The sequence below is a fragment of the Bradyrhizobium sp. IC4059 genome, from assembly GCF_020193615.1.
In the GTDB taxonomy this organism is placed as follows: domain Bacteria; phylum Pseudomonadota; class Alphaproteobacteria; order Rhizobiales; family Xanthobacteraceae; genus Bradyrhizobium; species Bradyrhizobium yuanmingense.
This window is the reverse complement of sequence record NZ_JADYVH010000021.1, coordinates 12,497-24,539: the sequence shown is the minus strand read 5'-3', so window position 1 is coordinate 24,539 and position 12,043 is coordinate 12,497. Positions and strand designations below refer to the sequence as shown.

Annotated in this window: 10 protein-coding genes; 5 read left to right on the top strand and 5 right to left on the bottom strand. The window is 64.8% G+C overall.

What is annotated here, in order from left to right; all coding sequences use genetic code 11:
- The first annotated feature begins 45 nt into the window (after positions 1-45).
- Positions 46-723 (top strand): VOC family protein, encoded by a 678-nt coding sequence (locus tag I6F12_RS35820; RefSeq protein ID WP_225158432.1) that lies wholly within the window; start codon positions 46-48, stop codon positions 721-723.
- A gap of 36 nt (positions 724-759) precedes the next feature.
- On the opposite strand, the gene I6F12_RS35815 is transcribed toward I6F12_RS35820, so the two are convergent.
- From I6F12_RS35815 to I6F12_RS35795, 5 genes are all read right to left on the bottom strand, one after another.
- The gene (locus I6F12_RS35815) at positions 760-1,461 is read right to left on the bottom strand and encodes a response regulator transcription factor (RefSeq protein WP_225158451.1); all 702 of its coding nucleotides are present in this window, start codon (positions 1,459-1,461) and stop codon (positions 760-762) included.
- 115 nt (positions 1,462-1,576) lie between these two features.
- Positions 1,577-2,269: a response regulator transcription factor gene (locus I6F12_RS35810; RefSeq protein ID WP_225158450.1), complete on the bottom strand. Its 693-nt coding sequence runs from the start codon at positions 2,267-2,269 to the stop codon at positions 1,577-1,579.
- Positions 2,270-2,422: 153 nt separating this feature from the next.
- Entirely contained in the window at positions 2,423-3,607 is a 1,185-nt protein-coding gene (locus tag I6F12_RS35805; RefSeq protein ID WP_225158431.1) for a transporter substrate-binding domain-containing protein, read from the bottom strand.
- 143 nt (positions 3,608-3,750) lie between these two features.
- Positions 3,751-5,466: a PQQ-dependent methanol/ethanol family dehydrogenase gene (locus I6F12_RS35800; protein WP_063824126.1), complete on the bottom strand. Its 1,716-nt coding sequence runs from the start codon at positions 5,464-5,466 to the stop codon at positions 3,751-3,753.
- A 249-nt stretch (positions 5,467-5,715) separates the two neighbouring features.
- On the bottom strand, positions 5,716-6,159 hold the full coding sequence (locus I6F12_RS35795; protein ID WP_225145446.1) for a carbon monoxide dehydrogenase subunit G: 444 nt from the start codon (positions 6,157-6,159) through the stop codon (positions 5,716-5,718).
- 720 nt (positions 6,160-6,879) lie between these two features.
- On the opposite strand from I6F12_RS35795, the gene I6F12_RS35790 reads away from it, so the two are divergent.
- The 4 genes from I6F12_RS35790 to I6F12_RS35775 all read left to right on the top strand — a co-directional run bounded on the left by I6F12_RS35790 (position 6,880) and on the right by I6F12_RS35775 (position 11,921).
- Positions 6,880-7,365 (top strand): (2Fe-2S)-binding protein, encoded by a 486-nt coding sequence (locus tag I6F12_RS35790; protein ID WP_036016131.1) that lies wholly within the window; start codon positions 6,880-6,882, stop codon positions 7,363-7,365.
- An 84-nt stretch (positions 7,366-7,449) separates the two neighbouring features.
- Positions 7,450-9,792, top strand: coding sequence for a xanthine dehydrogenase family protein molybdopterin-binding subunit (locus I6F12_RS35785; protein WP_036016129.1), 2,343 nt, complete (start codon positions 7,450-7,452; stop codon positions 9,790-9,792).
- Positions 9,793-9,805: 13 nt separating this feature from the next.
- The gene (locus I6F12_RS35780; RefSeq protein ID WP_036031377.1) at positions 9,806-10,606 is read left to right on the top strand and encodes a xanthine dehydrogenase family protein subunit M; all 801 of its coding nucleotides are present in this window, start codon (positions 9,806-9,808) and stop codon (positions 10,604-10,606) included.
- Between the two features lie 208 nt (positions 10,607-10,814).
- The gene (locus tag I6F12_RS35775; protein ID WP_225145448.1) at positions 10,815-11,921 is read left to right on the top strand and encodes a CaiB/BaiF CoA-transferase family protein; all 1,107 of its coding nucleotides are present in this window, start codon (positions 10,815-10,817) and stop codon (positions 11,919-11,921) included.
- The last annotated feature ends 122 nt before the right edge of the window (positions 11,922-12,043 follow it).

The window sequence follows — 12,043 nt, the reverse complement described above, 5'->3', positions numbered from 1 at the left end:
CGCGTACACGATTATATCGTAACCGCTATAATCAGGAGAGAAGCAATGGCTCCCCCCGATGCAAATGAGACCACCCAAGCGCCAACGATCGACATGAAGCTCGAAGTCGTCGTCATCCCTGTTTCGGACATCGATCGCGCCAAGAAGTTCTATGCGAACCTCGGATGGCGGCTCGATGCCGATTTCGCCGGGCCTGACGACTACCGCGTCATCCAGTTCACACCTCCCGGCTCCCCCTCCTCGGTCATTTTCGGCAAGAACGTGACCGCGGCGGCGCCCGGCTCCGCCCAGGGTCTGTACCTGATCGTCTCCGACATTGAAGCCGCGCGAGACGATCTGCGCGGTCGCGGCGTCGAGGTCAGCGAAGTCTTCCACGCTGAAGGCGACGTGCACACCGGACCCGACGAGCCTTATCTGTTCGGGCGCCGTCGGATTGCTGGTCTGGATCCCGCACGCGCCAGCTATCGCTCGTACGTCTCGTTCAACGATCCCGATGGCAACGGCTGGCTGTTCCAGGAGATCACCACGCGATTGCCGGGACGCGTAGAGGCAGCAGGAACAACATTCACCTCCTCGTCCGAGCTCGCGAGCGCGCTCCGACGTGCGGCTAAGGCACACGGTGAGCACGAGAAGCGGAACGGCGGTCAGTACGATGCGAACTGGCCGGACTGGTACGCCGACTACATCGCTCGCGAGCAAGCCGGCCAGCCGCTACCGGCTTGAACCGCGGCTCGCCTCGTTCCGACGAATGACACCGGATTATCCTGAGGGCGGATCGGCCTGCGAACGCTCCCCCTTCAGGCCGGCGCCTTCGCCGGCCAGGGTCGCGAAATCGATCCGGGACATTTCGACGATGGCCTTGGTGCGGCTGAGCACGTTGAGCTTGCGCAGGATGTCGGAGACGTGGACCTTCACCGTGGTCTCGGAGATGTTCAGCTCGAAGGCGATCTGCTTGTTCTGCAGGCCGCGTTTGAGCATTTCGAGCACGCGCAATTGCTGCGGCGTCAGCTCGTGCAGGCGTTTCAGCAGATCCTGCGCCGGGCCGGCGGCGCGTTTTGGGCGGACGAGCCCGCGATAGGCGGCTGGGACACAGACCGCACCGCGCAGCACCTCGCCGATCGACTGCGCCAGCTCCTGCTTGGAGGACGATTTGAGGATGTAGCCGGAGACGCCGAGCGACAAGGCGCCGGCTATGATCTGCGGATCCTGATGCCCTGATACGATGACGACGGGAATCCTGGGAAAGGCCTTGCGGATGCGGATGATGCCGGAAAGGCCCGTGGTGCCCGGCATTGACAGATCGAGCAGGATGAGGTCGAGCTCGGCAGCCGCCGCGGCCTGCTCGAGCGCACCGTCGATCGACGTCGCCTGAAGGATCTCGGCCGCCGGCGCCGCCATCTGGAGCGCGCCCTCCAAGGCTTCTCGAAACAACGGATGGTCTTCGACGATCAGAAATCGCATCACGCGTGAGCCATTCCCGGTTGATTGGCCAGATGATCGACGGGTTCGACGCCGAAACGAGAATGTCGCAGCCGGACCAGACCGGCTTGATCCAGGTCAAGCGGGACATCGCGCGTCATTGCGGCCGCCCGCGGTCGGCCCGCGCATAAGGCCGGGCCTTGGGATCCGGCAGGTCCACCTTGCCGATCTCGATGATCGCCTTGTTGCGGCTGAACAGGCCGAGTTTGCGCAGAATTTCGGTGATATGCGCCTTCACCGTGGATTCGGCGAGCTGAAGCTCCTGGCCGATCTGCCGGTTCGGATAGCCGCGCCGCAGCAGATCGAGCACGCGAAGCTGCTGCGGCGTGAGCTCGCGCAGCTTGACCTCGAGCGCCTTGCTGGCCTCGGCCCGACGCCGCTGCGACGTTACCACGAAATCCTTCGGCACCGACACCGATCCGTTCAGCACGCCCTCGATCGACTGCGCCAGCTCGCGCTTCGACAGCGACTTCGGCAGAAAACCCGCGGCCCCAAGCTCCAGCGCCTCGCGAACGACGCGCTGGTCCTCCTCGCTCGACACGATGGCGACGGGCAGGCGTGGATGGGCCTCGCGCAAGCGCAGAAAGCCGGAGAAGCCGGTCGCATCGGGCAGCAGGAGGTCGAGCAGTGCGAGGTCGATGCCCTCGCCCTGCTCGGCCGTCAGGATGTGAAGGGCGTCCTCGATCGACATCGCCTCGAAGATCCGCGCCTCCGGCAGAGCCAGCCGCACCGCATTACCGAGGGCCTCGCGAAACAGCGGATGATCGTCGATGATCAGGAAGCTGGTCATAGCGCCTTCACAGGACTGCACCGCCGAATGGTGCACCGTACGGGCATCCGCCGCCGTAGCGGAAGAGGCGGAACCATCCGGCATCAATCCGGCACCGGGATGGCGCCGGATGAACGCTACCACATCCTCCCGATCGGGTTCGGTCAAGACCGTTCAATCGTTCGATTCGACCTGGACCGTCAGCAGGAAGGAATAGATGCTGTTGAACTGGTCCTCGCTATAGACCTCCTTCCAGGCCGGCATGCCCTTGTTCGGCCGTCCCTCCTGCACGGTGGTCAAATATTTCTCGCGCATCTCGTCGCCGTAGCGGTGACGCAGCAGCCGCAGATCGATCTTGCGCTCGCTCTGGATCGCATCGGGACCGTGGCAGTGCGCGCAGGTTCCGTTGAAGATCTCCTTGCCCGCGCCGACGGCCTCAAGGCCCGGCGCGACCGCATCGCCCTTGGTCTCGGTCGCCACGACATTGGCGACCTGAGCGACGCCGGCTCCACTTCCCGTACCCGTCGTCACCGGCGCTGGCGTCGGCGCTGCGCCGAAGCGAACCGGCGCGCCTCCCGGCAAACCGTATTTCACGGCGAGCTCGCCGATCTTGCCCTGAAGCTGCGGCAGCACGGCATTGACGCGGTCGCGCAGCTCGGTCGAGGCCTTGGCAAAGCCGATGGCGGCGTCCCATGACAGGCCCTCGCCCTCGGTGAGCTCGATCTGGTAGCGGCCGCCGTAGCTGGTCTTGTTCAGCCAGCCGGCGACCGGGCCCCAGATGAAGGCGACGTCGGCCCGGCCCTGGTCGAGCGCCTGCATGCCCTCCTCAGGCGACAGCACCGTCACTTTCTGGATGTCGTCGCGGCTGGCGAGCAGGTTTTGCGGCGTGCTGGCGAACTGCACGGCGACACGCTTGCCCTTGAGGCCGTCGATGCCGCCGACCGCCGCGCCCTTGGTGGCGACGAGGGCATAGCCCTCTTTGGCGAAGACGTCGGAGAAGATCACGGCCGGGCCCATGAAATCTGCGGACCGCGGCAGCCCGATCATGGCGTCGCATTGCTTGCCGAGCAGCGTGACCCGCACGGTGCGCTTGCCGAAATAGGATTTGTACCAGTCATAGGCGATCGGCCGGCCGAGCGCCTGCGCCAGGGCCTGCCCGATCTCGACATAGAAGCCCGGCTTCGACGAACTGTCGCTGGAGAATGGAAGGTTGGTCGGATCGGCGCAGAGACGGAACGGTTGCGCCTCGTTGGCCTGCAGCGGCGAGGCCGGAACGATCAGCGCCGCGGCGGCACATGCGAGCAGGCCTGCGATGGCGCGATGTCGGCTCGCACCGGTGGCGGAATGATTCGGACGCATCCTCGTCTCCCTTGGCGTTGGCTTTGTTGCGCCGGAGCTCGTTGAGCCGGGCGCAGCGGCACCAGGCATCGGCCGATGCCGCAGCTAAAATCCGGAGAAAGCGCGCGCGTATCCCGTCACCTCGAGGATACGCGCGCGAGTTGTCACTGGACGGAGAACACGAAGAGCGAGCCGCCCTCGGGGGCTGCGGCCGTCATCTTCTTTCCTACCTCGCCCAGGAACGCAGGCAGCGCAGCGGTGCGGCCGACGACGATGGCGACATATTGCTTGCCGTCGACCTGATAGGTCACCGGACCTGCGCCGATGCCGGAGCCGAGATTCTTGCTCCACAGCACCTTGCCGGACTTCGCATCGATGGCACGGAAGTCGCCATGGATGTTGCCGGCAAACACGAGGCCGCCGCCGGTGGTCAGCGTGCCGCCGTTGAAGGGCAGGTCTTCCTTGATCGACCAGACCTTCTTCTGCGCGACCGGATCCCAGGCGACGAGCTCGCCGAGGAAGCCGCCGGGGCCTTCCTTGGTCGGGAATTCGGCGCCGAGATAGAACACGCCGCGCTTGTAAGTGACGTCGCTGACCGACCAGTCCATGCAGACGTTGTTGGACGGGATGTAGACCAGGCCGGTCTGCGGGTTGAACGACATCGGCTGCCAGTTCTTGCCGCCGATCAGGTTCGGGCAGATGTCCTTGGCGGGATGGCCCGGCCCCGGACGCTTGTCGGGATCCTCGACCGCGCGCATCGTGGCGACGTCCCACTTCTTGGCCCAGTTGGAGAACACGTATTTCTCCGCCGACAGCACCTTGCCGGTCTCGCGGTTGGCGACGAAGAAGAAGCCGTTGCGGTCGGCCTTCATCAGCGTCGGAACGGTGCTGCCGCCGATCTTGAGATCCGCGAGCACGGCTTCGTTGACGCCGTCATAGTCCCAGGCGTCGGCCGGCGTGGTCTGGATGTGCCACTTGATCTTGCCGGTGTTGGGATCGAGCGCGAGCGTCGAGGCCGTGTAGAGGTTGGTTAGCTTGCCGAAATTGCCGTCGCCGGTCGAACGCACCGCCGTGTTCCACGGGGCGGGATTGCTGGTGCCCCAATAGACCGTGTCGGTCTTCGGATCGTAGGAGCCGACCAGCCAGGCCGCGCCGCCGCCATGCTGGGCGGAGTCGCCCTTCCAGGAATCGCCGCCGGGCTCGTCCGGCGAAGGAACGGTGTAGGTCTGCCACACCTGCTTGCCGGTGTTGATGTCGAAGGCCAGCAGCGCGCCGCGCACGCCGTATTCGCCGCCGCCGAAACCGGTGATGACCTTGTCGCGCACGACGAGCGGCGGCGAGGTGATGACCGAGCCCTGCTTGTAGTCGACCACCTTCGCCGTCCACAGCGACTTGCCGGTCGCGGCATCGAGCGCGGTCAGCTTGCCGTCGAGGCGGCCGACGAAGATCTTGCCGTCGGCGTAGGAGACGCCGCGGCTGTTCACGTCGCAGCAGGCGTATTGCAGCACGTCCTCGGGAATATCGGGCTCCCAGGTCCATTTGCGCTGCCCCGTCGCCGCATCGAGCGCATAGACGTATTTCGGACCCCACGAGCTCGAAACGTACAGCGTGTTGCCGATGACGATCGGCGAGGATTCGTTCGAACGCAACGACGCCAGCGAGAAGGAGTAAGCGAGCGTCAGCTTCCCGGCGTTCTCGGTGTTGATCTGCTTGAGCGGGCTGAAGCGCGTGTTGCCGTAATCGTGGCCGGCAACGGCCCATTGATTCGAATCGGATTGCGCGTTGAGCACCGAGTCGTTGGCGCGAACGCCCGGTGTAACGGCGGCGAGCATCGCAATCATGGAGATGCCGGCCAAGAAGCCCTTCGTTCCAAAGGTCATGTATTCCCTCCGCGATGTTGTTGTGCACGCCTCGTTGGGCGCCTGAGCGCACTGCGCTCGTGATGCGCAGTTCGCCTGCGAGCCATCGTTCGAAATTACAGCATCGCCGTTTCGCGCTTAGTATAGGCGGAAGGTAGTAGTGCAAATCATCGGCGGCTTTCGCCGCTCATCTTGTTGTCGCGCCTTGCGTCTTGCCTTTGTTTTGCAGCTTGAAATGCGCGTTCGAATGAAGGCGGCATCGCGCATCAATCACGATGATGGCGCTACCACGCCGGCGAGATTTTCGAAGAAGCTCGCGGCGAGTTTTCGCGACGTCGAGTCGATCAATCGCGAGCCGAGCTGTGCGAGCTTGCCGCCGATCTGCGCATCGGCCTCGTAGTGCAGGATGGTGACGTCAGGGGCTTCTTCTTCCAGCCTGACCTTCGCGCCGCCCTTGGCAAAGCCGGCGACGCCGCCGGCGCCCTCGCCGACGATGCGATAGCCGTTGGGCGCATCGATATCGGTCAGCGTCACCTTGCCGCTGAACGTCGCCTTCACCGGCCCCACCTTCAGCACCACGGTCGCCGTCATCTCGGTCGGCGATGCCATCTCGAGCGATTGGCAGCCGGGAATGCAGCGCCTGAGAATTTCGGGATCGTTGAGCGCGGCCCAGACCTTTGCCTTCGACGCCGGGATCCGCTGACTGTCGTTCATCTGCATCGCTTCCACCCTTGTTGCCGTTGCCTGTACGGCTCGACTAGGGGGACGGGCGGCTGCGATCTATCGCCAGGAAGTAGTAGTCCTGCTTTCCGGACCTCTCATTCACGCGATGTCATTCCGGGGCGCGCCTGTTGGCGCGAACCCGGAATCCACTTCCCCGCGGACTCTGCGGCCCGATGGATTCCGGGCTCCCTCGCTCCGCTCGGGCCCCGGAATGACGCAGTGGGTTGTTGGAAGCGCAACACGCGGGGCGTCCTAACCCACGCGGCTCGACGGCGGCACTTTGCTGCATTGCCGTAAGCAAAATCAATGGCTTAAGTCGTCTCGTCCTACTACCAAGATCGCGATTACAAAGGCGGGGGCGCATGCTCCTATTCGCGCAACGAGCACGGCATTAAAGGGAGGAACGACGCACGACCGGGCCTAGGTCCAGGGCAAGCGGCGAGATGACCACGGCACGCGCGACCAGCTCACGCGCCTATTGCGGCGGCAGCGAGCACGCCATCGCAGATGCTAGCTGAGACTTTCCGTGTGTCTCCTACAATGTCGCAGCACGTGATGGCGGCGGCACGAGACGTCGTGGCCGAATCGCAGATCGGCGACTGTCATCACGATGACCCTTCCATGACCGCGGTCAGCAAAAACCCAGTTGCAAAGTTTCGTTTGCGCTGTCTCTAATTAGAACCAATCAAAATAACTTTGGGAGGACTTCAAGTGTCTACAGTCAAACTGACGGTCAACGGCAAGGCCGTTGCTGTCGATGTCGAGGACCGCACGCTGCTGGTCCAGCTCCTGCGCGATCACCTCAACCTGACCGGGACCCATGTCGGCTGCGACACCAGCCAGTGCGGCGCCTGCGTCGTGCACATGGACGGCCGCGCGGTGAAATCCTGCACCATGCTGGCGGGGCAGGCCGACGGCGCCAGCGTCACCACGATCGAGGGCATCGCCAAGGGCGACGAACTGCACCCGATGCAGGCCGCCTTCCGCGACAATCATGGCCTGCAGTGCGGCTATTGCACGCCGGGCATGATCATGTCGGCGATCGACATCGTGCACCGCCATGGTGGACAGCTCGACGAGGCGACCGTCCGCACCGAGCTCGAAGGCAATATCTGTCGCTGCACCGGCTATCACAACATCGTCAAGGCGGTGCTGGACGCCGCCGGCCGCATGAAGGTCTCGCAGGCGGCCGAGTAAGCGGCGCGCCTCGAAACAAGAACAACCGTCGCAGCCGTCGATGGACGGCGCGATCAAGGAAATTTCCGGTCGGGAGGACCAGACATGGGTGTTGAAGGCATCGGCGCACGCGTCGTGCGCAAGGAAGACAAGCGTTTCATTACCGGCAAGGGCCGTTACGTCGACGACATCAAATTGACGGGTATGACCCATGCCTATTTCATCCGCAGCCCGCACGCGCACGCCAAGGTCAAGAAGATCGACTCGTCCGCGGCGCTGAAGATGCCGGGCGTGGTCGCGGTGCTCACCGGACAGGAGCTGGTCGACGACAAGGTCGGCAACCTGATCTGCGGATGGGCCATCACCTCCAAGGACGGCAGCCCGATGAAGATGGGCGCATGGCCGGCGATGGCGCCGGAGACGGTGCGCTTCGTCGGACAGGCAATTGCCGTCGTGATCGCCGACAGCAAGAATCTCGCGCGCGACGCGGCGGAAGCCGTCGTGGTCGACTACGAGGAGCTCCCCGCGGTCGCCGACATGCACGCCGCCATCAAGCCCGGCGCGCCGCAGCTTCATCCTGAGGCGCCCGGCAACCAGGTCTATGATTGGGTGATCGGCGACGAGGGCGCGGTGAATGCCGCCTTCTCGAAAGCCGCCAATGTGGTGAAGCTCGACGTCACCAACAACCGCCTCGCGCCGAATGCGATGGAGCCGCGCGCGGCGATCGCCGATTACGACACCGCGGAGGAGCACTTCACCCTCTATACGACGTCGCAGAACCCGCACGTCGCCCGTCTCGTGCTCTCGGCGTTCTACAACATCGCCCCCGAGCACAAGCTGCGCGTGATCGCCCCCGACGTCGGCGGCGGCTTCGGCTCCAAGATCTTCATCTATCCCGAGGAGATGGTGGCGCTGTGGGCCTCGAAGAAAGTCGGCCGTCCCGTCAAGTGGACCGGCGACCGCACCGAAGCCTTCCTCACCGACGCGCATGGCCGCGATCACATCACCCATGCCGAGATGGCCTTCGACGCCAACAACAAGATCATCGGCCTCAAGGTGAAGACCTACGCCAATTTCGGCGCCTACATGTCGCTGTTCTCGTCCTCGGTGCCGACCTATCTCTACGCGACGCTGCTGTCGGGCCAGTACAACATCCCGGCGATCCATGCCGAGGTGATCGGGGTCTACACCAACACCACGCCGGTCGACGCCTATCGCGGCGCGGGCCGGCCCGAGGCGAGCTATCTGATCGAACGGTTGATGGAGACGGCGGCGCGGCAGCTGAACGTCGATCCGGCCCAGTTGCGGCGGACCAACTTCATCACCCAGTTCCCGCACCAGACGCCTGTCATCATGGCCTACGACACCGGTGACTTCAACGCTTCGCTCGATGCGGCGATGAAGGCGATCGATTATGCCGGCTTCCCTGCCCGCAAGGCCAAGGCGAAGGCCGACGGCAAGCTGCGCGGCATCGGCGTGTCCTGCTACATCGAGGCCTGCGGCATCGCCCCGTCGAAGGCGGTCGGCAGCCTGGGCGCCGGCGTCGGCCTTTGGGAATCGGCCGAGGTGCGCGTCAACCCGGTCGGCACCATCGAGATTCTCACCGGCTCGCACAGCCACGGGCAGGGTCACGAGACCACCTTCTGCCAGCTCGTCGCGGAGCGCCTGGGCGTTCCGATCAGCCAGGTCTCGATCGTCCATGGCGACACCGACAAGGTGCAGTTCGGCATGGGCACCTACGGCTCGCGCTCGGCGGCCGTCGGCCTCACCGCGATCCTGAAGGCGATGGAGAAGATGGAATCCAAGGCCAAGAAGATCGCCGCGCATGCGCTGGAGGCATCGGAAGCCGACATCGTCATCGAGAACGGCGAGTTCAAGGTGACAGGCACCGACAAGGCGATCGCCCTGCCGATGGTCGCGCTCGCGGCCTATACGGCGCACAACCTGCCTGACGGGATGGAGCCGGGCCTGAAGGAGAGCGCCTTCTACGACCCGACCAACTTCACCTTCCCGGCCGGCGCCTATATCTGCGAGCTCGAGGTCGATCCCGGCACCGGCAAGACCTCCTTCGTCAACTTCGTCGCGGCGGACGATTTCGGCCGGCTGATCAACCCGATGATCGTCGAGGGCCAGGTCCATGGTGGCCTCGTGCAGGGCATCGGGCAGGCATTGCTCGAGCATGCGATCTATGATGCCAACGGCCAGCCGGTCACGGCCTCGTTCATGGATTACGCCATGCCGCGCGCCGACGACGTGCCGTCGTTCAACCTCTCCCACACCACGACGCTGTGCCCGGGCAATCCCTTGGGCATCAAGGGCTGCGGTGAGGCCGGCGCGATCGGCGCATCGGCGGCCGTGATCAACGCGATCACGGATGCGATCGGCAAGAACAACCTGGAAATGCCCGCAACCCCTGACAGGGTGTGGCGCACGATCCACGCGGCTTAAGGGAGGACCGAAGATGTACCAGACCACCTATCATCGCGCCTCCTCGGTCGACGAGGCCGCCAGCCTGTTCGCCAAGGGTAGCGAGTCGAAGTTCCTCGCCGGCGGTCAGACGCTGCTGCCGGTCATGAAGCAGCGCCTCGCAGGTCCCTCCGACGTCATCGACCTCGGCAGGATCAAGGAGCTGCAGGGCGTCGAGCTGTCAGGCGACACGCTGACCATCAAGGCTGCGACGACCTATTACGACATCATGACGAATGCCGACGTGAAGCAGGCGATTCCTGCAATCGCCTACCTCACCTCCGTGCTCGGCGACCCCGCCGTGCGCTACCGCGGCACGATCGGCGGCTCGATCGCCAACAACGATCCGGCCGCGGATTTCCCGGCGGCGCTGCTCGCGCTCGGCGCCACCGTGAAGACCAACAAGCGATCGATTGCGGCGGATGATTTCTTCCAGGGCCTGTTCACGACGGCGCTCGAAGACGGCGAGATCATCACCGCCGTGTCATTCCCGGTGCCGGCAAAGGCGGGCTACGAGAAGATGCGGCATCCGGCCTCGCGCTTCGCGCTGACCGGCGTGTTCGTGGCGCAGGCCAAGTCGGGCGAGGTTCGGGTCGCCGCCACCGGCGCCTCGCAAACCGGCGTGATGCGGGTGGGCGCGATCGAGGCGGCGCTGAAGGCGAACTGGTCGCCATCGGCGATCGACAGCGTCAGCATCTCGGCGAACGGATTGCTGGCCGACATCCACGGCACGGCGGAATATCGCGCCAATCTGATCAAGGTGATGGCACAACGCGCGGTCGCTGCTGCGCGCTGACAGTTCGACTTAGCGTCTCCACGCAAATTTTCCGCGGCGCGCACTTCGGTGCGCGCCGTTTTATTTTGGCCGTGCGGCATGAAAACCGCTTGCCTCGCTGGCGTGAAGGCGAGAAAAGTTAATCGGCCGATTAACTCGCTCAACAGAAGAAACGTCAGAGGCGATTGCCGATCGCCGGCATCCGTCCGCGACCCGAGGAAACAACAACGTGCTCGACAAACCCGCCCCCACCTCCTCCGTCCGCGCTTCCGGCCCGCTCTCGGGCTTCCGCATCGTCGAATTCGCCGGCATCGGGCCCGGTCCGTTCGCCTGCATGATGCTGGCCGACATGGGCGCCGACGTCGTCACGCTCGACCGCGTCGGCGCGAAGAAGAGCATGAAGTCGGTGGCCGGGCGCGGCCGCAAGGTGATCGAGCTCGACCTCAAGGACAAGGCGGCGATCGCGCAAGTATTGGATCTGCTCGCGAGCGCGGACGCGCTGGTCGAGGGTTTTCGCCCCGGTGTGATGGAGCGGCTCGGCCTCGGGCCGGACGTCGTGCTCGCACGCAACCCGAAGCTGGTCTATGGCCGCATGACCGGCTGGGGCCAGGAAGGCCCGCTCGCCAACGCCGCCGGCCACGACATCAATTACATCTCCATCACCGGCGCGCTCGCCGCGATCGGTACGAAGGAAGCGCCGGTGCCGCCGCTCAATTTGGTCGGCGATTTCGGCGGCGGTGCGCTCTATCTCGTCGTCGGCGTGCTCGCCGCACTGCTGGAAGCACAGAAGTCGGGCAAAGGCCAAGTGGTGGACGCGGCGATGTGCGACGGCGCGGCCTCGCTGATGTCGTTCTTCTTCGACATGACCACGATGGGACGCTGGACCGAGGAGCGCAACCAGAACTTCCTCGACGGCGGCGCGCATTTCTACGGCGTCTACGAATGCGCCTGCGGGCACTTCGTCTCGATCGGCTCGATCGAGCCGCAATTCTACGCGCTGCTGCGCGAGCACGCCGGCCTCACCGACGCCGATTTCGACGCGCAGATGGACCGCAAGGCCTGGCCAGCGCTGAAGGAGAAGCTGAAGGCCGTGTTCAAGAGCAAGACGCGCGAGGACTGGTGCAAGATCATGGAAGGCACTGACATTTGCTTCGCGCCGGTGCTGACCATGTCTGAGGCGACACAGCATCCGCACATGGTCGCCCGCAACGTCTTCATCGAGCGGCACGGCGTGAAGCAGCCGGCGCCCGCGCCACGGTTCTCGCGCACGCCGTCAGCGGCACGCGAGCCGGAGGCGGCGGGGATCGGCGCGGTGATGAAGGCCTGGCAGCGGTAGAGCCAGCGGGCACGCTCTCGTAGGTGGGCAAAGCGAAGCGTGCCCACCACTTTGGGCGAGATCACAGAGAGATGGTGAGCACGGCGCTACGCGCCTTTGCCCGCCCTACGGCAGCGCGGCTG

Coding starts and splice junctions, on each gene's coding strand:
- I6F12_RS35780 (WP_036031377.1), top strand. CDS start 9,806: ATGTACCAGACCACCTATCATCGCGCCTCCTCGGTCGACGAGGCCGCC.
- I6F12_RS35800 (WP_063824126.1), bottom strand. CDS start 5,466: ATGACCTTTGGAACGAAGGGCTTCTTGGCCGGCATCTCCATGATTGCG.
- I6F12_RS35815 (WP_225158451.1), bottom strand. CDS start 1,461: ATGCGATTTCTGATCGTCGAAGACCATCCGTTGTTTCGAGAAGCCTTG.
- I6F12_RS35805 (WP_225158431.1), bottom strand. CDS start 3,607: ATGCGTCCGAATCATTCCGCCACCGGTGCGAGCCGACATCGCGCCATC.
- I6F12_RS35795 (WP_225145446.1), bottom strand. CDS start 6,159: ATGAACGACAGTCAGCGGATCCCGGCGTCGAAGGCAAAGGTCTGGGCC.
- I6F12_RS35810 (WP_225158450.1), bottom strand. CDS start 2,269: ATGACCAGCTTCCTGATCATCGACGATCATCCGCTGTTTCGCGAGGCC.
- I6F12_RS35785 (WP_036016129.1), top strand. CDS start 7,450: ATGGGTGTTGAAGGCATCGGCGCACGCGTCGTGCGCAAGGAAGACAAG.
- I6F12_RS35820 (WP_225158432.1), top strand. CDS start 46: ATGGCTCCCCCCGATGCAAATGAGACCACCCAAGCGCCAACGATCGAC.